Annotated in this window: 19 protein-coding genes; 8 read left to right on the top strand and 11 right to left on the bottom strand. The window is 50.4% G+C overall.

Translation table 11 applies throughout. The features are described 5' to 3' along the window. Positions 1 to 111: 111 nt before the first annotated feature. The 3 genes from ACOZIO_RS13895 to ACOZIO_RS13885 form a co-directional block, all read right to left on the bottom strand. A complete protein-coding gene (locus ACOZIO_RS13895) occupies positions 112 to 498 on the bottom strand; it encodes a methionine-R-sulfoxide reductase (protein ID WP_013578081.1) in 387 nt (128 codons plus the stop codon). A gap of 314 nt (positions 499 to 812) precedes the next feature. Beyond that, positions 813 to 1,847 carry a TRAP transporter substrate-binding protein DctP gene (gene dctP, locus ACOZIO_RS13890; RefSeq protein WP_014341798.1) on the bottom strand — a complete coding sequence of 345 codons (1,035 nt, stop codon included), beginning with the start codon at positions 1,845 to 1,847 and terminating at the stop codon, positions 813 to 815. Positions 1,848 to 1,995: 148 nt separating this feature from the next. Further along, positions 1,996 to 4,368 carry a TonB-dependent receptor domain-containing protein gene (locus ACOZIO_RS13885; protein WP_421595422.1) on the bottom strand — a complete coding sequence of 791 codons (2,373 nt, stop codon included), beginning with the start codon at positions 4,366 to 4,368 and terminating at the stop codon, positions 1,996 to 1,998. Between the two features lie 417 nt (positions 4,369 to 4,785). Here ACOZIO_RS13885 and ACOZIO_RS13880 point away from each other — a divergent pair, with 417 nt between their 5' ends. Together ACOZIO_RS13880 and ACOZIO_RS13875 are read left to right on the top strand one after the other, a co-directional pair. After that, on the top strand, positions 4,786 to 5,598 hold the full coding sequence (locus ACOZIO_RS13880) for a siderophore-interacting protein (RefSeq protein ID WP_235174458.1): 813 nt from the start codon (positions 4,786 to 4,788) through the stop codon (positions 5,596 to 5,598). A gap of 2 nt (positions 5,599 to 5,600) precedes the next feature. Next, entirely contained in the window at positions 5,601 to 6,083 is a 483-nt protein-coding gene (locus ACOZIO_RS13875) for a PadR family transcriptional regulator (RefSeq protein ID WP_235174459.1), read from the top strand. Positions 6,084 to 6,140: 57 nt separating this feature from the next. On the opposite strand, the gene map is transcribed toward ACOZIO_RS13875, so the two are convergent. Both map and ACOZIO_RS13865 read right to left on the bottom strand, forming a co-directional pair. Next, on the bottom strand, positions 6,141 to 6,896 hold the full coding sequence (gene map, locus ACOZIO_RS13870; RefSeq protein ID WP_377427219.1) for a type I methionyl aminopeptidase: 756 nt from the start codon (positions 6,894 to 6,896) through the stop codon (positions 6,141 to 6,143). A gap of 37 nt (positions 6,897 to 6,933) precedes the next feature. Then, the gene (locus ACOZIO_RS13865; RefSeq protein WP_129953697.1) at positions 6,934 to 7,188 is read right to left on the bottom strand and encodes a ParD-like family protein; all 255 of its coding nucleotides are present in this window, start codon (positions 7,186 to 7,188) and stop codon (positions 6,934 to 6,936) included. A gap of 158 nt (positions 7,189 to 7,346) precedes the next feature. Between ACOZIO_RS13865 and ACOZIO_RS13860 the strand changes: the two genes are divergently transcribed. Next, positions 7,347 to 7,736 carry a hypothetical protein gene (locus tag ACOZIO_RS13860; RefSeq protein WP_129953696.1) on the top strand — a complete coding sequence of 130 codons (390 nt, stop codon included), beginning with the start codon at positions 7,347 to 7,349 and terminating at the stop codon, positions 7,734 to 7,736. A gap of 113 nt (positions 7,737 to 7,849) precedes the next feature. On the opposite strand, the gene ACOZIO_RS13855 is transcribed toward ACOZIO_RS13860, so the two are convergent. The 3 genes from ACOZIO_RS13855 to ACOZIO_RS13845 are packed head-to-tail and all read right to left on the bottom strand — an operon-like array spanning position 7,850 to position 9,607. Then, positions 7,850 to 8,116 carry a pentapeptide MXKDX repeat protein gene (locus ACOZIO_RS13855; protein ID WP_129953695.1) on the bottom strand — a complete coding sequence of 89 codons (267 nt, stop codon included), beginning with the start codon at positions 8,114 to 8,116 and terminating at the stop codon, positions 7,850 to 7,852. A 51-nt stretch (positions 8,117 to 8,167) separates the two neighbouring features. Then, on the bottom strand, positions 8,168 to 8,971 hold the full coding sequence (locus ACOZIO_RS13850) for a molybdopterin-dependent oxidoreductase (RefSeq protein WP_129953694.1): 804 nt from the start codon (positions 8,969 to 8,971) through the stop codon (positions 8,168 to 8,170). Positions 8,972 to 8,980: 9 nt separating this feature from the next. Next, the gene (locus ACOZIO_RS13845) at positions 8,981 to 9,607 is read right to left on the bottom strand and encodes a cytochrome b/b6 domain-containing protein (RefSeq protein WP_129953693.1); all 627 of its coding nucleotides are present in this window, start codon (positions 9,605 to 9,607) and stop codon (positions 8,981 to 8,983) included. Positions 9,608 to 9,760: 153 nt separating this feature from the next. Here ACOZIO_RS13845 and ACOZIO_RS13840 point away from each other — a divergent pair, with 153 nt between their 5' ends. The 3 genes from ACOZIO_RS13840 to ACOZIO_RS13830 all read left to right on the top strand — a co-directional run bounded on the left by ACOZIO_RS13840 (position 9,761) and on the right by ACOZIO_RS13830 (position 12,448). Next, entirely contained in the window at positions 9,761 to 10,483 is a 723-nt protein-coding gene (locus ACOZIO_RS13840) for a response regulator transcription factor (RefSeq protein ID WP_129953692.1), read from the top strand. Between the two features lie 3 nt (positions 10,484 to 10,486). Further along, positions 10,487 to 11,953 carry a sensor histidine kinase gene (locus ACOZIO_RS13835; RefSeq protein WP_217138831.1) on the top strand — a complete coding sequence of 489 codons (1,467 nt, stop codon included), beginning with the start codon at positions 10,487 to 10,489 and terminating at the stop codon, positions 11,951 to 11,953. Between the two features lie 174 nt (positions 11,954 to 12,127). Further along, complete coding sequence (locus ACOZIO_RS13830) at positions 12,128 to 12,448, top strand: DMT family transporter (protein ID WP_421595403.1); 321 nt, start codon at positions 12,128 to 12,130, stop codon at positions 12,446 to 12,448. 103 nt (positions 12,449 to 12,551) lie between these two features. Here ACOZIO_RS13830 and ACOZIO_RS13825 read toward each other — a convergent pair whose 3' ends face one another. The 3 genes from ACOZIO_RS13825 to hutW are packed head-to-tail and all read right to left on the bottom strand — an operon-like array spanning position 12,552 to position 14,996. After that, entirely contained in the window at positions 12,552 to 13,175 is a 624-nt protein-coding gene (locus tag ACOZIO_RS13825; RefSeq protein ID WP_421595402.1) for an NAD(P)-binding oxidoreductase, read from the bottom strand. Continuing rightward, on the bottom strand, positions 13,172 to 13,684 hold the full coding sequence (gene hutX / locus ACOZIO_RS13820) for a heme utilization cystosolic carrier protein HutX (protein WP_421595401.1): 513 nt from the start codon (positions 13,682 to 13,684) through the stop codon (positions 13,172 to 13,174). The genes ACOZIO_RS13825 and hutX overlap by 4 nt, the downstream gene beginning before the upstream one ends. Continuing rightward, the gene (gene hutW / locus ACOZIO_RS13815) at positions 13,671 to 14,996 is read right to left on the bottom strand and encodes a heme anaerobic degradation radical SAM methyltransferase ChuW/HutW (protein WP_129953688.1); all 1,326 of its coding nucleotides are present in this window, start codon (positions 14,994 to 14,996) and stop codon (positions 13,671 to 13,673) included. The genes hutX and hutW overlap by 14 nt, the downstream gene beginning before the upstream one ends. 227 nt (positions 14,997 to 15,223) lie before the next feature. On the opposite strand from hutW, the gene ACOZIO_RS13810 reads away from it, so the two are divergent. Together ACOZIO_RS13810 and ACOZIO_RS13805 are read left to right on the top strand one after the other, a co-directional pair. Then, a complete protein-coding gene (locus ACOZIO_RS13810; RefSeq protein WP_165383744.1) occupies positions 15,224 to 16,225 on the top strand; it encodes an AAA family ATPase in 1,002 nt (333 codons plus the stop codon). Beyond that, positions 16,218 to 17,216 (top strand): DUF4435 domain-containing protein, encoded by a 999-nt coding sequence (locus ACOZIO_RS13805; RefSeq protein ID WP_421595400.1) that lies wholly within the window; start codon positions 16,218 to 16,220, stop codon positions 17,214 to 17,216. Before ACOZIO_RS13810 ends, ACOZIO_RS13805 begins: the two co-directional genes overlap by 8 nt. Positions 17,217 to 17,269: the final 53 nt, after the last annotated feature.

Genomic DNA, 17,269 nt, shown 5'->3' with positions numbered 1-17,269 from the left:
ACCCTTAGGGTAAAACATCATGCCATTATAATATTGTTGGAGTTCTTCCTTTTAAGGGCTGCCCCTGTGCGGCCCTTCTTTTTATGGGTTTATCACATCAGAAATAAGCGATTATTCTGCTTTGTGGTAATTTCCCTGCGCGTCGGCACTTTCAAAAATCATTGAAACGGAGTTTACACAATGGCGCAGATTCTTCTCGGTCAAATATTCTCCCTCAAAGACATGCCCCAGATGTGCCTTACAGTTCGCACAAACAATTTCTGTTCTGCGGCCATCGGCATCCGGCACACGTTCTACCGCACCCGGAATTTCATCGTCGAAAGCTGGCCAGCCGCAATGGGATTCGAATTTGTGTTCTGAGGAATACAGCGGCGCAGAACATCTTTTACAGACGTAGCGGCCCGGTGAAAAGTGGTCGTTATACTCACCGGTATTCGGGCGCTCTGTCCCTTTGTTTTCGATGACAAAACGTTCAAAATCATTCAGTTCTCTGTTCATTATCATTGCTCCTGGCAGGTGACATTGCAACTTTATAGTGTAGCTCTATATTGGGGCGATATATCAAGCTGCAAGTGCCCTTACGCCAAACCGTGCTATTTGACGCCGCTACGCAGCGTCTGCCACGGGGTGATACGTTTTTTAAAATCGGTCTGCTGCACAGGGTGATCAGATCGGCCTGCGCCGACTACAGAGAACGTGGCTCAGCCAGTACCGGCAGATAATACAGATGGCGTCAGCGCTGCTTCAGAGAACCTGATAATCAGAATGGGATCCTGGCAGGGGATCCCCTCCTGCCGCAGAATAAGGCATTTTTACTTCATCTCTTCTTCCATGACTTTACTGACTTTTTGCAGGGTGGATGCGACATCCTTAACACCAGCGGCTTCCTGGTTCTTCACCCAGTTGGCCTGGATGTCCTGATAGCCAGTCACTTCCTGCCAGTACGTGACTTCACTGTGTTGCAGAACGCGGACATTTGCACCGTCTTTACGCAGGGCATCCAGTTGCGGTTCAACGCTGTGATCCATCATCGAACCGGCAACTTTATAAGCGGTATTAGCGGCGCGTGTGATGGCGTCCTTATCTTCCTGCGCCAGTCCGTTCCAGACTTTATGGTTCATCACCAGAAGGTAAAGATGACCCAACCACAGTTCTTTCGAGACTATAACCTCCGGTGCCATCTTCTGGATTTTCAGATCATAACCGCTGTCAATGTTGACCAAAATGCCGTCGAGTTTACCGGTCTTAAATGCATTTACCGTTTGTTCGCCCCACGGTGTGGTCACTGGGGTCGCGCCCGCATTACGCAGGAAGTTCTGATGCCAAAAACTGGCTGAACGCCAAGCGGTGCCTTTGATATTCTGCAGTTTCTCCAGCGGATGTGTGCTGAAAAAGGCCACCGGATAACCTGTTGAGAGAAAAATATCTACCACACCATTCTTTGCCAGTTCAGCGGGGAAGGCTGGGATTTCGGCGTATACGCGGCGGAAGAACGCTATCTGTTTATCGCCGGATGGCCCTGTCGGAAAACTTTTGAAAAGCTGGTGCAGTGGTAACTCTTTGGCGGTATATTCCGGCACCACAATGCCAATATCTGCATTGTTTCCTTCGCGCACAGTGCGCAATGCATCGTAGCCGGTAGAGAGTTCGCCACCCCAGTGCTCTTCAATTTTCAGGCGCCCATGGGATTCTTTTTCAATCGCCGGAAATAATACATCTTTGATAAAGCGGGTGCGCATTGCGCCCAGCGGTTCGTGATCGGTGTATCGCAAGGTCGTGGCAGAAACAACCGCCGGTAACAAGAGTAAAGCGAGGGCAAGTGCCAGAGGTTTTCTGATTAAGTCCATGTAATCTCACATTTCGGTTGGGTAAAACCAGAGTTTATCTGCTGAACCCCAATGTGGACGTGCGTGAAAACAGGTTATTTGCGTAAAATTAAAAAAGCGTCATGTTTGCACATGACGCTCCTGATTTTGCCCGGTTGAGTATTATCGGTTAGAAATCGACGTTCACACCCAGCTGGAAGCTGCGCCCCGGCATCACGGCCAGCGCTTTATTGTATTCATCCTGATTAGTGGTTTCGGTCAGCGTACGGCTGCTCAGGTAATCCCAGTATTTGCGGTCGGTGATGTTGTAAACACCGCCGCTGAGCTTGACGTTCTTCGCGACTTTCCAGTAGGCCGTTGCATCCACCATACCGTAACCCGGCACATTCATGTATTCGGTGGTGGAGCCGGTGATTGGCGTACCGGCATTGGTATAGCTCTGTCGGCTGGTCGCTTCGGCTTTTTTGCCTTTCACGAAGGTTGCCGTCAGGGCGGTTCCGTAGACGCCGGATGGCGCATCCCATGCCACGCCTGCCACAAATTTCATTGGCGGTACGCTGTCGAGATCCACGTATTTGTCACCGTCGTAGCTGGATTTCGATTCACCCTTGGCATAACCCAGTGCGAAGGTGGTGCTCAGGCCATCAACGTGGCTAAACCAGGTGCCGTAGTTAATTTTGGTACTCAGATCGCCACCGTAGATAAACGCTTCATCGCGGTTTTCTGCCTGATAAATTGTATAGATATTGGATGGCACGTTGGTGAACATACCCGGGCTGCCCGCGCGGGTGTAACGGGTATTAGCAATGAAGTTTTTGTAGGTGTTATAGAAGAGGGAAGTCCTGAAGGTCACGCCTTCCGTGGCTTCGCCTTTCATACCCCATTCAAAGTTATTGCTGGTTTCGGTTTTCAGGTCAGTGTTACCGATCAGCGCATACTGACCACGTCCTGCATAGTTAGAACCGAGGTTCCAGGAACCGTAAAGCTGGCTGGCATCCGGGAACTGCGCGCCGCGCTGGTACTGCAGATAAGTCATCAGTTTAGGGGTGATGTCATAGGTGAAGGCCAGCGATGGCAGAGCCTGCGTATCGGAGTTGGCTTTACCGTACAGGGTGGAAACCTGATCTTCAGAAACGATGCTGTTAGACAAGTCTGACAGATTTTGTGCCTTGGTATTCTGATATGCGACACGCACCGCAGGCACTACAGAGAAGTTATGGCCGCCGAGGTCAAACTTAACGGTGTCTTGCAGGAAGCCGCCGAGGATATACGTCCGGCTGTTGGCTTCCGGTTGCATGATGGTCGTGAAAGCACTTTGGTCCGGGCTTTCGCGGAACGGACGTTCGGTGTTGGACACGCGACCGTTGATACCGGCACTTAACTCATGGCGACCCAGCGTTTTCAGCCAGCTGGTTTCTGCGCCGTAGGTGTTTACATCGTAGTTCGAGTAGACATTCATCATCTGCTTGCTTTCGTTTGGCAGATAAGTGTTGTCGTGCGCCTGAGTATATTGGTAATAGACTTTCGAGACGATGGCATCCACGTAATCGTTGAACGGCGTCCATTCGTCTTTCAGGCTTGCACCCCAGCGGCGGGTGTTACTTTGCTGCTGTGCGGTGCCAAGAATCGCGCTGCCCGCGTTGTTCCAGGTATCGTAATGGGTGTGGTTTACTTTTTCGTAGTAATCAAGGGTGCCGGTGACTTTATGGGCGTCATTAGGCTGCCAGATTACCGACGTCATGATGGCGTCAGAGTGCCAGTTGGCCGGATACGCATCCAGCGTTCCGCTGTTGTTGCTGGTTTCCTGACCGTCGCGGCGGCTGATGGCGATCAGGCCACGCAGGGTTTCGTCACCGGCGGCAGCGGTGATGCCGTTGTGCCAGGAACGGTCTGAGGAATCATAATCAGACTGGTAACCGAAATAAGTTTCCTTGCCAGGACGCAGGTAATCGTCGGCAGATTTTGGCAGGAAAGAAACGGCACCACCGATGGAGGTGTTGGCACGGTCGGCTGATGTGGCACCGGATTCAATATCCACCTGACCATAAATATACGGGTCAATGTAATCACGGCCAATACCAAAGGTATTCAGCCCCGCACGACTGACGTAGCTGCGCCCGGTGGCGCTTGGCTGCGGAATACCGTCGACATCAATGCCTACGCGGTTGCTTTCCAGGCCGCGAATGTTATAGCCGGTATAACCGCTACGGTCAAAACCGCTTTTGCCGTTGCCGGAGCCGCCACTCGCGCCGGTCGCGGTGATCAGCGGCTCATAACGCATAATAGTCCCGAAATCATTACCGCCTTTGCGCTGCATTTCGGCTGCTGTGAGGGTGGTTTTCGAACCCGGTTTTTTATCCGGCATCGTTTCGGTGACCGTCATGACTTCTTCATTGTTCTGCGCCAGATCCTGAGCTGTACGCACCGCCGGTTTTTTTTTGATGGCTTCAGAAGATTGCGTATTGTTTGCGGTGAGATCGGTATTGTCTTTCACGGCTTCCGCTGCATTTACATGAAATGTGGTGGTGAGAATCGTCCCCATGAAAATGACGTTTTTCACTAAACCCTGCTGTGTAAAGGATGTGAACATTTGTTTTTGTCCTGCACTAATTTTTAGAGTTCTGCTCGCATTTACTGCCTTTCGACAAAACAGACGCACTGGTCATCTGCATTCAATTCTTCCCTGAAAAAGCCATTATCCTTATAAAGTATGGGCTTACCTGGCGTCAGCGCCCATCCCGGCTTTTTGAGAATGATAATGATACTGATAATTGTTATCAACAAAATGATATAAAAAAATGCATTCCTTAACAAAATTTATCCCGTCTGTTCTCAGGGAGAGATAAAGGCGAGGTGAAAAATACAGGGAAAAGAAGACAGCGCATTACACTTTATGGGGTTGAATAAAATATAACTAAGATATATCTTTCAACAAAACTTACGCATAAGAGAGAAACTGATGGCACAACATCGCACTGAAACCCCTGCCGCAAACTTGCCGGTCCGTGTCAAAAATGATCTGGTTTTCCGTCATATCACGGTCAAACAGAGTGAAAGCCTATCAGGCTGTTTTAAAAGGATTATTTTAAGCGGTGACGCGCTGAAAGGTTTTACGTCAGGCGGCTTTGATGACCATATCAAATTGTTTTTTCCGGCAAATCCGGGGGATGTGATTACGCCACCGGCAGTGACCGAAGAAGGCATTGTGTGGGGTGAAGGAGCACGCCCGCTGAACCGCGAATATACGCCGCTGCACTTTGATGCTCAGAGCAACGAACTGACACTGGATTTTTATATTCACGACGGTGGTGTCGCCAGCGAATGGGCGGCCGGCGCAAAGCCGGGCGATAAACTGATCATTGGCGGACCGCGTGGTTCACTGATTATTCCTGCCGGTTACAAATGGCAGCTCTATATCTGCGACGAAACCGGTCTTCCGGCGGTGAAACGCCGTCTGCGCGAACTGAAACAGGCCGGTTCAGATGCCAATATCACCGTGCTGGCGAAAGTGAGAGATGTGAGTTGTGTCAGCTACTTAGATGAAGAAAATGATGTCAGCATCGACTGGATTATCAGCGATACGCACGGCGGTTATCAGGAAGAGGATGCGGTCGTGAAGAAGGTGAAAAGCCTGCTTCTGCCGGAAAGTGATTACTACATCTGGGCGACCGGTGAAGGCAAATTCGCGAAAGGGCTGAATGACTATTTCGTTGAAACCTGCGGACTCGATCCAAACTTCGTGCGTTGTGTGGCTTATTGGCATAATAAGTAACGATGATGAATCATAAACACCGCCGTGAAAGAATGTTCGAAACGGGTGACATCCGTCTGCTGATGCTGCATTTTTTGCAGCAGCGTTGCGCCCATGGTTATGAGCTGATCAAAGCCATTGAAGAATTATCTAAAGGTGAATACACGCCGAGTGCCAGTATCATTTATCCGAATCTGACATTTTTAGAAGAACAGGGGCTGATTTCAGCCAGCCAGGAAGAGGGCGGGAAGAAGCAATATTCGATCACACCGGAAGGTGCGCAGTCACTGGCCGGGCAGGAAGAACTGCTCGGCTCAGTGACAGAGAAACTGCATTCACTGGCGATTTTGTCAAACAATCGCAGTATTCCGGAAATGCAGCGTGCGATAAATAATATCCGCATGGCGCTTAATCTGCGGCTGGCGAAAGGCCCGATCGAACAGGAAACCTTGTATAAAATCACGGATGCATTAGATCGTGCGACCAAAGAAATTGAGCGCAGTTAAGCCGCACCTCAGAAAGTATAAAGCCTTCCGGTCGGAGGCTTTATACTTTCAGGATAGTCACATCTCTTCAGGCCATGGCGTTAAGATCTCGTAACCGGTTTTCGTTACCGCAATCATATGTTCCCACTGTGCGGATAACGAGTGGTCTTTGGTGACCACGGTCCAGCCATCGGGCATGACTTTATTTTGTTTTTTACCGGCATTCAGCATCGGTTCGATGGTAAATAACATCCCTTCCTGTAAAACCAGTCCGCGGCCTTGCTCGCCGTAATGCAGCACTTGCGGATCTTCGTGATAACCCATACCGATGCCGTGTCCGCAATACTCTTCCACGATGGAAAAGCCTTCGCGTCTGGCGACAGCGGCAATCGCATAACCCACATCGCCAAGCGTTGCACCCGGACGCACCACTTCAATGCCCGCCATCATCGCTTCAAACGTGGTATCTACCAGACGGCGGGCCAGAATACCCGGTTCGCCCGCGTAATACATACGGCTGGTGTCGCCGTACCAGCCGTCTTTGATAAGCGCCACGTCGATGTTGACGATGTCGCCTTTTTTCAGCGCTTTGTCAGAAGGAATGCCATGACAAATGACGTGATTGACGGAGGTACAGGTGGTTTTCTGATAGCCGTGATAACCGATATTGGCCGGGATCGCCTGCAATTCATTGACGATAAAATCGTGGCAGATGCGATCCAGTTCATTGGTGGTGACACCCGGTACAACGTAGGGTGTGATCATATGCAATACACGCGCTGCCAGTTTGCCGGCAATACGGGCTTTATCGAGGCCTTCCGGCGTTTTGACCATGCGGTTATTATTGACGAAATACCGGCTATCTAAAGCATTATTCATTGCTTGCCTTCCTGTGTGTGGCACCCACGTTTAACAACGTGCGGATACTGCCTGCGTTTTCATCCGATTCCACGCTACACCGCACCAGCAATTGCGAAATTTCGCTGTGCGTCATGTCGGGGTGCGTTTCCATCAGCATGCCAATTTTCATCCAGTGCTCGGCCTGTGCGTTCATCGAACGCGTATAAGCCATGCTGGCAATACGCAAATTCTCGTGCATCAGTTCTGAAATCTTAATGATACCCATGGGTTGCCTCAGCAGTATACGAATCATATATATTTTATATACTACGCATGAAATAGATGAAACTCAACCGGCACGTTTCATGACACCTTTGGGACATTGGCGTATATTGTGGTGACTTTTCAATCTCTTATCTGAAATTTTTACTCTAAAAGGTTCACATGAAATCTACAAGTAAGTTACTTATCGGCCTTGTTTGTGTCATGGCGCTTTCTGGCTGCGCGCGTACCGAGCCGGTATCCACGCCGCATACCACGCTGGTAACACATAATTCAGCAAGTCAGATCAGGACCGCTATTATCGACGCAGGACAAAAACGTGGCTGGATAATGACGGATGGCGCACCGGGCGTAATTAACGGTCATCTGAATAACCGTGAGCACAAAGCCGATATCCGTATTACCTATAACACCAGCGGCTACACCATTAATTATGTCGGCAGCACTAACCTGCTGGCAGAGAAAGGCGAGATCCACCGCAGTTATAACCATTGGGTGAATAATCTCGACAATGATATTCAGATTCGCCTGGCGTCCAGTGCCACAAAGTAATGAATATTTGAATTAAGTCTTCATCATCGGGTTATTCAGGTTTAACAAAAAGCAAAACGCCCCCGCTGAACAGACGGAGGCGTTTTGGCTACAGAGTCGAAGGGGAAAGCGCTTTACTGGCTCATTGCCCCTTTTTTCATGTTGTCTTTGGACATGGAATCTTTCGACATGCTGTCTTTCTTCATGTGATCTTTCGACATACAGTCTTTGCCCATACTGTCTTTCGCCATGTTGTCTTTGCTCATGCTGTCTTTTTTCATGCAATCTTTCGACATGTGGCCCATGGTGTCTTTCTTCGCCATCGCGTCAGCGGCATAGGTGGTGCTCACTGCGCCCATCATCAGACAAGCCGACATCATCATTACAGTTAACTTTTTCATGGTAAATCCTTCTCTTAGGTTTTGATATACAAAGGGTTTTATGGATAATGTTCAGCTTCCGCCGAACCAGTTGTAGCCCTGATCCTCCCAGTAGCCACCGGTAAATTTGTTTGTAATTTCAATCACTTCTATATGTTTTGGATTCTTGTAGCCGAGTTTGGTTGGCATTCTGAGTTTCATCGGAAAACCGTATTTACGCGGTAAAATCTGGCCGTCATAAGTCAGCGCCAACAGGGTTTGCGGATGCAGCGCCGTCGCCATATCAATGCTGGTGTAATACTCGTCGGCGCATTTGAAACTGACATATTCCGCCGTGAGATCTGCCCCAATCAGGCGCAGAAAATCACCGAACGGCACGCCGCCCCATTTGCCAATCGCGCTCCAGCCTTCGACACAAATGTGTCGCGTCACCTGACTGACCTGCGCCATTTTGTACAGCGCTGGCAGTGACCATTCGCGTTTATCCAGTGCCAGACCGGCGATTTTCAGGCGATAGTCGTTGCCGTCGACTTGTGGCGCGTCGTCTTCGGCATAGAACGCATTAAACGGAAACGGACGGGTGATCATCGATTCGGCATACACCGGCGCGAGACGCGTTGAGCCGAACAGCCAGCCCTGTACGCGATCATTGAAACCGGAGATTTTGCCGAGTGCGTTTTCCACGCTGGCGTTATCGCTGATATCGCAGCCGGTCAGCATCGCGACGCCGCCGAGCGTCAGCCCGCGCTGTAAAAACAGGCGACGGGAAGGCGCATCCAGTTCGCGGATAATCTGTTTTTTGGCTTCCTGTACAATCGCTTCGCTGTCGGCGGTGCTGAAAATCTGGCTGATGCTTTTTTTAATGAGTTTTTTCATGGGTTTTCCTCAGCGACCGCGCAGCATGGCAATCAGCGTTTTCGGCACCAGTGCCACCATCACGATATGCAGCACCACAAATGCCACCAGCGAAGCCATCGCCAGAAAATGTACGTAACGCGCTGTATCGAAGCCGCCCATCAGTTCGCGCAGCAACGGGAATTGCACGGATTTCCATACCACCAGCCCGGAAAGTACCAGCACGATGCCGTCGAACATCACGAACACATATGCCGCGCGCTGCACCATGTTGTAGTGACGTAAGTCGTCGTGTTTCAGCTTGCCGCGCAGGGCAGCACACAAATCATTGAAGATGCCGCGCGGCGTCAGCGGCCAGAATTTTCGTTTCATCCGTCCGGTAAAAATGTTCATCAGCAGGTAAAACAGGCCGTTGAAGCCGAACAGCCACATACCGGCAAAATGCCACTGAATTCCGCCGCCGAGCCAGCCACCCAATGTGACCCCCGGCGGGAAAGCAAAATCAAACAGCGGTGAGGCGTTATAAATCTGCCAGCCACTGGTCACCATAATCAGCACCGCCAGCGCGTTCAGCCAGTGCGACAGCCGCAGCCATAATGGATGCACGATGGCGGGTTTTTGTTTGGCCTGATCGGGTAAGTCCGTGTGTATTGTCATGATGAAATCCGGCTGTCCGTCCTGTGATGTAGCGAGTATTGAGCGGATTTGTTCCCGGAGACCTCACGCAAAGTTAAATAAAATGTGATAACTCGGCGGGCTTTGCTTGTGTAGACTCAAACCATTGGGGAATGCCACGTTTTGGGATAACACATGGATAAGACGAAGAAGATCCTGATCGTTGAAGATGACGGGGATATCGCGGAACTGCTCAGCCTGCATCTGCGCGATGAAGGCTATGAAATTACCCATGCTGCTGACGGCAATCTGGGCGTGGCACATTTGGAAAAAGGCGGCTGGGACGCGCTGATCCTCGACCTGATGCTACCGGGTATCGATGGTCTGGAAATCTGTCGCCGCGCCCGTAATATGACGCGTTACACGCCGATCATTATTATCAGCGCACGTTCCAGCGAAGTGCATCGTGTCCTCGGGCTGGAGCTGGGCGCGGACGATTACCTGGCCAAACCTTTCTCCATGCTGGAACTGGTCGCACGGGTCAAGGCGCTGTTCCGGCGGCAGGAAGCCATGAGCCGTAATATGAAAATGGATGCCGGTACTCTAAGTTTTTCCGGTCTGGTCATCGACCCGATTGCACGGGACGTGATGCTGAACCATCAGCCGGTTGAACTGACGCCGCGCGAGTTTGACCTGTTGTACTTCTTTGCCAAAAATCCCGGCAAAGTGTTCTCCCGGCTCAGCCTGTTAAATCAGGTCTGGGGCTATGAACATGAAGGGTATGAACATACGGTAAACACCCATATCAACCGTCTGCGCATTAAGATAGAAGCCAATCCGGCCGAGCCGGAACGTATTCTGACCGTGTGGGGAAAAGGTTATAAATTCGTGTCTTCTGCTGAAGAAGCACAAGGGTAAATCATGAAAAATCTCACGCTGGCGCAAAGACTGACCCTGGTGTTTATGGTGCTGCTGATCGCGTGTTGCGCGTTTTCCGGCTACATGCAGGTGCGCTCGAGTAATCAGTACAGCCAGTCGGTGATCCAACGTCTGTCGGCCAATCTGGCGACGCAGATTGCAGCAAATAATCCGCTGCTCAGCCAGGGAAACTGGGATCCCAAAGCGGTACATACGCTGTTTGATCAACTGATGGCGGTGAACCCGAGCGTAGAAGTGTATCTGCTCGATAAAGACGGCAATATCGTCGGTAATGCGGCACCGCCCGGGCGACTGCAACAGCAGAAGATCGACTTAACACCGGTTAACGCGTTGCTCAACGGTGCGAAAATGCCGGTATATGGCGAGAATCCGCGGGATCCGCAAACGCGTCAGGTATTCAGCGCCGCCCCGTTACGGGTAGACGGTATCATCAAAGGGTATGTGTATATCGTGCTTCTCGGTGACCAATACACCGCGCTGACCAGCGACGCGCAGTACCAGTCGGCGATTTCTCTGGCGCTGCGGTCTATGGGGTTGGTGGCGCTGTTTGGCCTGCTGGCCGGTGCGCTGGCATTCCGCTGGGTGACGCGCCCGGTGCGTAAACTGACCTCGCAGATTGCCCAACTTGATACCGGTGGCATGGAAGCGATCCAGGCGCTGGCAAAAGGCGATGCACCGGCAGGCGCTGCCCGCGATGAAGTCACGCAGTTGCAACAGGCGTTTGTCGCACTGGCAAAACGCATCGATCAGCAATGGCAAAGCCTGATGGTGCAGGATCAGCAGCGACGGGAGTTTATCGCCAATATTTCCCATGACCTGCGCACACCGCTGACTTCCCTGCACGGATATCTGGAAACGTTGTCGGTCAAATCAGACCATCTGAGTCATGAAGACCGGCAGCGTTACCTGAATATTGCCCTGATGCAAAGTAAAAAAGTCGGGCGACTGGCGCAGGAATTATTTGAGCTGGCACGGCTGGAATATGGCGTCGTGAAACCGCAGAAAGAACCTTTCTCACTGAGTGAATTAGTGCAGGATGTTTTTCAGAAGTTTGAACTGGCGACCGAAACTCGCGGGCAAAAATTACTGGCCGATATTACGCCGGGTATTCCGCTGGTGAATGCCGATTTGGGCATGATTGAACGGGTGCTGACTAATCTGCTGGATAACGCCATTCGTTTTACGCCGCAAGGCGGGGTGATCGAAATAAAACTGTGGAAACAGGAAGGGCAGGTGATGGTGCAACTGAAAGACAGCGGGCCGGGGATTGCGCCGGAACTGAAAGACAGCCTGTTCGTACGTCCGTCAATTCTCAGTACCAACAAACACCGCGCGGGCGGGCTGGGGCTGATGATTGTCCGCCGCATTCTGCAACTCCACGGCAGTGATATCCGACTGATTGAACAACCGAAACACGGTGCCTGTTTTCAGTTTTCCGTCCCGGTTTAAAGTGTTTTCCATTAATTCGGAACGGAACCGAAGGGGAAACTTTTCCGCCCGGGGCGTAGATTTTGTAAAGTCAGGAAAGAGTGAACTATAATCCCCACTCTTCATGCTGACTGGACGACCAGAGACTCAGCCATACTGATGCAGGGACGACCTTGCGTGTTTTAAGGAAATTTTATGGCCTGGGTTTATCTGCTTTTCGCCGGTATTTTCGAAGTGGTCTGGTCGACCGCGATGAAAGAATCTCATGGTTTCACCCGTCTCATTCCCAGTATTCTTACCGTTTTCTTCATGATACTCAGCGTCGTTTTGCTGGCGATTTCCATGAAAACGCTGCCCCTCGGCACGTCTTACACCATCTGGGTCGGCATCGGCGCCATCGGTGCATTTATTCTCGGTGTAGTGATGTTCGGCGAAAGCCTTAATCCGCTGCGCGTCATCGCCGTGCTGCTGATTTTCTCCGGCGTGGTTCTGCTAAAAGTGGCGACGAAAGATTAAAGGCGGAAACGCTGATATGACAAAGCCGCTCTGTACAAGGAGCGGCTTTTTGTTTATCTGATAACTTCAGCACATCATTTTTACAACACTGCGGGCATCTTCCTCAGAACCTTTCCCCTTCCAGCGTCGAATCACACAACGCGAAAATCTTACCCCAGCCTTCGCCGGAGGCCAGCAGATGCTGAATGTGCAGCGCGACATCGCTGCGGCGCACGCGGCCGTGGGCTTCGGTTTGGATCAGATGCGCTTTGCCTGTCGCTTCGCCATTCATCAGGCCGCCGGGGCGTAAAATGCACCAGTCCAGCGTGCTGGTTTGCAGCCAGCTTTCCGCCAGTGATTTTTCGCGTACGGCCTGTCCGAACGCCTGTTTTGCGCGGGCAGACAGCGTCGGCCAGCTGTCGCCGCAGCCAATGGAAGTTACCAGCAACATCTGGCGGATTCCGGCCTGCTCTGCAGTATCAATGATCAACCGGTTAGCGGTGTAATCGGCGAGTTTACCGCCCAGAGTGGACACGATTTGTGCCCCGCTGCCTGCCATTTGGCAGGCCTGTAAAACGTCGGCGGGATTAAGCGCATCGCCCTCAATGACGGTCACACCACGTGCGCGCAAGGTTTGCGCCTGTTCGGCGTTGCGGATAAGCGCGACCACCGGACGTTCCTGCGCCGTCAGCGCCACCAGTTCAGCGCCGACGCCGCTGCCTGCGCCAAAAATTAGCAAAGTGTTCAAAGTTGGTTCTCTCTCTCAGCCTGAAGGGCGGGAAGGGCTCGAAATGCATTCAGCTGATCGGTCAGTAATTCACGATGGCTGTCGCGCCCGACGAAAACCTTGAGCATGGCATAACCGGAAGCGTTTAAAAACCAGACACTTGCTGTGCTCATTCCCATAAACGGACGTTCAACCAGTGCAATGTGCTGACAGTGTGTTGCGCGGATATGCCCGCTCATGCCCTGTTTGCCGCGCAGGTTAAAGTAACCGTGACGATGTGTGCCGGACGGTAATTCGCCATGAAATTCAAGGATCAGATCGTCATTATTGACCAGCGTCGTGACTTCACCCCATCCGGTGATGTTGTCCCATACTGCATCGAAATGTGTCCCTGCAAACAGATAGCTCCCCGGCATGTTCTGGATCACTTCCAGCGGGGTGATGTGATATTCGCGAGCAATATCTTCGACGGTTCCGTCGGGCTGAGTGGCGAGAAAGTCGATCAGGGACTGAAGTTTATCCGTTGGCATGAGTGGTATTCCGTAAAGTCAGTTGTGGGATCAATGTCTGTAAGGCCTGCAACATATTGCTGGCCCAGAATCGTCCGGAGGGAGTGAGATTAAAACGCGGGCCTTCGTTGTGCATCAGGCCGCACTGTTGCCACTGTTGTAACAGTGGTTCGAGCGGTAAAGGATCGGTGACGATGCGGCTGAGGTCATACCGGCCCGCCTCTATACCGCCCTGTAAATCCAGCCGCCAGCGGTGTTCGCCGGTCGTAGCTGCGGTCATCATCATGATGGGTTTTTGTCCTGCGTCCATCTGCTGGTAATACATCTCCAGACTGCGTGCGGTCATGTACGATTGCCCACCGAGATTGCCGCCTGCACCGCTGCCAAAAGCCAGACAGTCGGCACCTTTTTTGATCAGCAAATTGTACAGATTGCGTTCCCGCGTGGTGCGCGCCCAGTGACTGTTACTTATCTGATGCCAGCCGCCGTGCGCCAGAAAAGCCTCGCCTTCGAGATAGAAATCACGGCGCAGCGTGACATCCGGCAGCGACACACGTTTATTTTCCACAGCTTTGCCCAGCGGCGTGGAAGGCAGCAGGTTCAGGGCGTAAAGGTCCACGCCGTCCAGCGGTAAATCGCGGACGATCTGCAAATCTTCGCGCCAGCTTTCCGGCGTCTGTTCCGGTAATCCGAACATCAGGTCGCAAACCACGGCGGCGCGGTCACGCTCACCGAGTTTACGCAGAAACTGTATCGCTTCTTCACGGCTGGCGCGGCGTCCCATACGCTGGCGGACATGGGTATCAAACGTCTGAATGCCGATCGAAAAACGGTTAGCCCCCGCATCCAGACAGGCGTCAATGCGCTCGTCATCGAAATTAAGGATCCGCCCCTCGACGGTGATTTCGCAATCCGGTGCCAGCGGCAAACGGCGCCGCAGCGTGCTGATGATCCGGTGTAATTGCTTTGCGCTGAGCGCCGTCGGTGTGCCACCGCCAAAATAGACGGCGTGGACAGGCGCGGACTGATGCAGCGGCGAAGCGGCTTCCTGTTCTATTTCCCGGATCAGATAATCACAGTATTGTTCCGTGGCTTCTGCTTCCAGTTTGTTCTGGTAGAACCCGCAAAACTTGCAGTGTGTGGCGCAAAAGGGGATATGCAGATAGACCAGACGTTTATTGGCCGGAAGCGGACGCTGACACAGCGCCTGCCACTGAGCGGGAATATCCTGCGGCGGAACGGGCTGCTGAGGCCGCCAGGGCATCACGGCCCAACGGTCGGGGAACGGCAGCCCGTCAGCGGCAGCGTAAAAACGCGCGAGGTCTAAGCTCATTGAGTTTGTCTTCTCCTGAAAAACAATCATTTATTCGCCGGCATTAAACGATAATGATTATCATTCGATCAAACCCAAAACGCATTTGTGATGATCTGTATCAAGTTTAGAAATGCGTAACATCGCGCAAATCTTTTAATGAAGGGGAAGGTCAGCGGTTCTGCCTCTGTCGTCCTTCTCTTCAATGACTTACACTGAACGTATAAATCTGCGACGAGATGATGAACATGCACCCGAAACTGAAAACACTCAAAATTGAGAAGCTTTTTGGACACAAAGATATCGAGCTCCATTTCAATGATGTCACCGTTTTGGTGGGCAAAAATGGTTTGGGTAAAACGACATTGCTGAAGATCTTGCATGCGTTGTTGTTGCGTCAATCTTGTACAGAAATCGAGAGTTGTATTATTGCTACACTCACTTTTTCTGATGATGAGGTGATCAACTTTGAAAATAGACAACTATCATATGTCGATCCTGAAGGTGTTGAGAAAACTATATTTGGAGATGTGAATAATCATCTACGAGAAACATTAAATAGTAATTTAGTAAATGATTATTTTGATGCTAGTAAACAACGTATTAAATTAAAGAATAGGGCAGAGGTTGAAAAACAGCCATCGCTATTATCTTTAATACGAAATTTTTTTAACGCTAAGTTCAGTCTGTCAGAAAATAAAAAATACTTTCTGGATTCAGTGGTAAAAGTTAATTTCATTTCCACCATCAATATGAGCGCTAACTCTCAGCAGATTTTAACCGGAAGCGACGGCCGGCAGGGTAATTTACTAGACTGGGAAATAGAAAAAGAAATTTCAGATATTGTAAAAACCCCGAAAGGAAAATACACACTTGCGTTTATTAAGGAAGTAAATCGACACTTCGCCGACAGTGGAAAAAAAGTACAGGTTAAAGACGGACTGAAGGTCATTACGCCAGATTCAAAAACGCCGCTTCCAGTCAGCAAACTTTCCTCCGGTGAACGCCAGCTTCTGTACATCATGGCCAAAGTGGCTAACACCAAAAACAGTCCGGCATTTTTACTGATGGATGAACCGGAGATTTCCCTGCATCTTAACTGGCAGGAAAAGCTGCTGGACAGTATCAAAACGCTGAATCCTAATTGTCAGATTGTTGTCGTTACGCACAGCCCTGCGGTCATCATGGACGGTTATATGGATTCATACATTGACATGGAAAATATTGTGGTGGAGTCACGTAATGTCTGATTTTTCAAGGATGATTTCCTCACCTGCATTTATCAAAACGTATAATACAATTCAGAATGGTCAGGCTATGGGAAACATTTTCGTCGAGAATCCCACCGACATTCCCTTCTGGCAACACGTCGTCAATGCGGTTGATGGTTCACGTTACAAAGTCCGACCAATTTCTAAAGAGCAGGCTGCCGGAAAACGCACATTACAGAAACGTTATGCGGAACTGAATCAGGAGTTTTTGGTTGCCGTTGACAGCGATTATGATTTTTTATGCCCAGATCGTCATGCAGAGGCTCAGGAAATGAACATCAATCCTTTCGTTTTGCACACTCATTGCTATTCGAGAGAAAGCTTCCAATGTTGCCATCATTCTCTTGGTGCCATTACCGGAATATTATATTTTCACCAACAATTACCGTCACAAATTCATGAGGCGCTGATACGATATTCCCACGTTGTCTATCCCGCTTTATGTGCATTTTCCTACTTACATAATAAAAACTGGCAGCAATATAGTGAGGGTGAATTTAATCTGGCTGTCAGAGTTAGTTTGGGGGTTTGTTTAATCAATGACGAACTTCAGGTAAATGATGACGCTATCATTCAATTGCAAACGCAGGTCGAGGCCTATAGCCAGAGTTTGCATGCAGCTATCACTGATCATGCTGATTTCGACAGTTTCAAAACGATTTTGACGACCAGGGGCATTACTGAAGACAATGCCTATATGTTTATTAACGGGCATTGCCTGCAAGATATTGTCGTTAGACCTATGCTGGAAAAAATTGTTGTTGTGACCAGACGGTCTGAAAAAAATAGTGTGGCACAAATGTATCCTGAACCAGAACGTCTCAAGACTAAACGACAGAAATCAAATGAGATTGATAACTATTATAAAAATGAACGTCAGTTATCTACCTTACTCTCAAACGGACAGGCTTTCGTTCAGGATGCATTTTTTAGTCTTATTACGGCAAAACTTGATGCGATCATTCATTGAGTGAGTTATTGCCGTCCGGTCTTAGATTAGGCGGCATTATATGAAAAGCCCCG

It is taken from the genome of Rahnella sp. PD4 (genome assembly GCF_049199325.1).
Classification (GTDB): domain Bacteria; phylum Pseudomonadota; class Gammaproteobacteria; order Enterobacterales; family Enterobacteriaceae; genus Rahnella; species Rahnella perminowiae.
This window is presented reverse-complemented; position numbering and strand designations above follow the sequence as displayed.

Excerpts from the sequence above, each read along its gene's own strand:
- ACOZIO_RS13880 (WP_235174458.1), top strand. The coding sequence starts at position 4,786 with ATGGCACAACATCGCACTGAAACCCCTGCCGCAAACTTGCCGGTCCGT.
- hutW (WP_129953688.1), bottom strand. The coding sequence starts at position 14,996 with ATGAGCTTAGACCTCGCGCGTTTTTACGCTGCCGCTGACGGGCTGCCG.
- ACOZIO_RS13855 (WP_129953695.1), bottom strand. The coding sequence starts at position 8,116 with ATGAAAAAGTTAACTGTAATGATGATGTCGGCTTGTCTGATGATGGGC.
- ACOZIO_RS13885 (WP_421595422.1), bottom strand. The coding sequence starts at position 4,368 with ATGGGGACGATTCTCACCACCACATTTCATGTAAATGCAGCGGAAGCC.
- ACOZIO_RS13840 (WP_129953692.1), top strand. The coding sequence starts at position 9,761 with ATGGATAAGACGAAGAAGATCCTGATCGTTGAAGATGACGGGGATATC.
- dctP (WP_014341798.1), bottom strand. The coding sequence starts at position 1,847 with ATGGACTTAATCAGAAAACCTCTGGCACTTGCCCTCGCTTTACTCTTG.
- ACOZIO_RS13830 (WP_421595403.1), top strand. The coding sequence starts at position 12,128 with ATGGCCTGGGTTTATCTGCTTTTCGCCGGTATTTTCGAAGTGGTCTGG.
- ACOZIO_RS13895 (WP_013578081.1), bottom strand. The coding sequence starts at position 498 with ATGAACAGAGAACTGAATGATTTTGAACGTTTTGTCATCGAAAACAAA.
- map (WP_377427219.1), bottom strand. The coding sequence starts at position 6,896 with ATGGTCAAAACGCCGGAAGGCCTCGATAAAGCCCGTATTGCCGGCAAA.
- ACOZIO_RS13805 (WP_421595400.1), top strand. The coding sequence starts at position 16,218 with ATGTCTGATTTTTCAAGGATGATTTCCTCACCTGCATTTATCAAAACG.
- ACOZIO_RS13860 (WP_129953696.1), top strand. The coding sequence starts at position 7,347 with ATGAAATCTACAAGTAAGTTACTTATCGGCCTTGTTTGTGTCATGGCG.
- ACOZIO_RS13850 (WP_129953694.1), bottom strand. The coding sequence starts at position 8,971 with ATGAAAAAACTCATTAAAAAAAGCATCAGCCAGATTTTCAGCACCGCC.
- ACOZIO_RS13835 (WP_217138831.1), top strand. The coding sequence starts at position 10,487 with ATGAAAAATCTCACGCTGGCGCAAAGACTGACCCTGGTGTTTATGGTG.
- ACOZIO_RS13845 (WP_129953693.1), bottom strand. The coding sequence starts at position 9,607 with ATGACAATACACACGGACTTACCCGATCAGGCCAAACAAAAACCCGCC.
- hutX (WP_421595401.1), bottom strand. The coding sequence starts at position 13,684 with ATGCCAACGGATAAACTTCAGTCCCTGATCGACTTTCTCGCCACTCAG.
- ACOZIO_RS13865 (WP_129953697.1), bottom strand. The coding sequence starts at position 7,188 with ATGGGTATCATTAAGATTTCAGAACTGATGCACGAGAATTTGCGTATT.
- ACOZIO_RS13810 (WP_165383744.1), top strand. The coding sequence starts at position 15,224 with ATGCACCCGAAACTGAAAACACTCAAAATTGAGAAGCTTTTTGGACAC.
- ACOZIO_RS13875 (WP_235174459.1), top strand. The coding sequence starts at position 5,601 with ATGATGAATCATAAACACCGCCGTGAAAGAATGTTCGAAACGGGTGAC.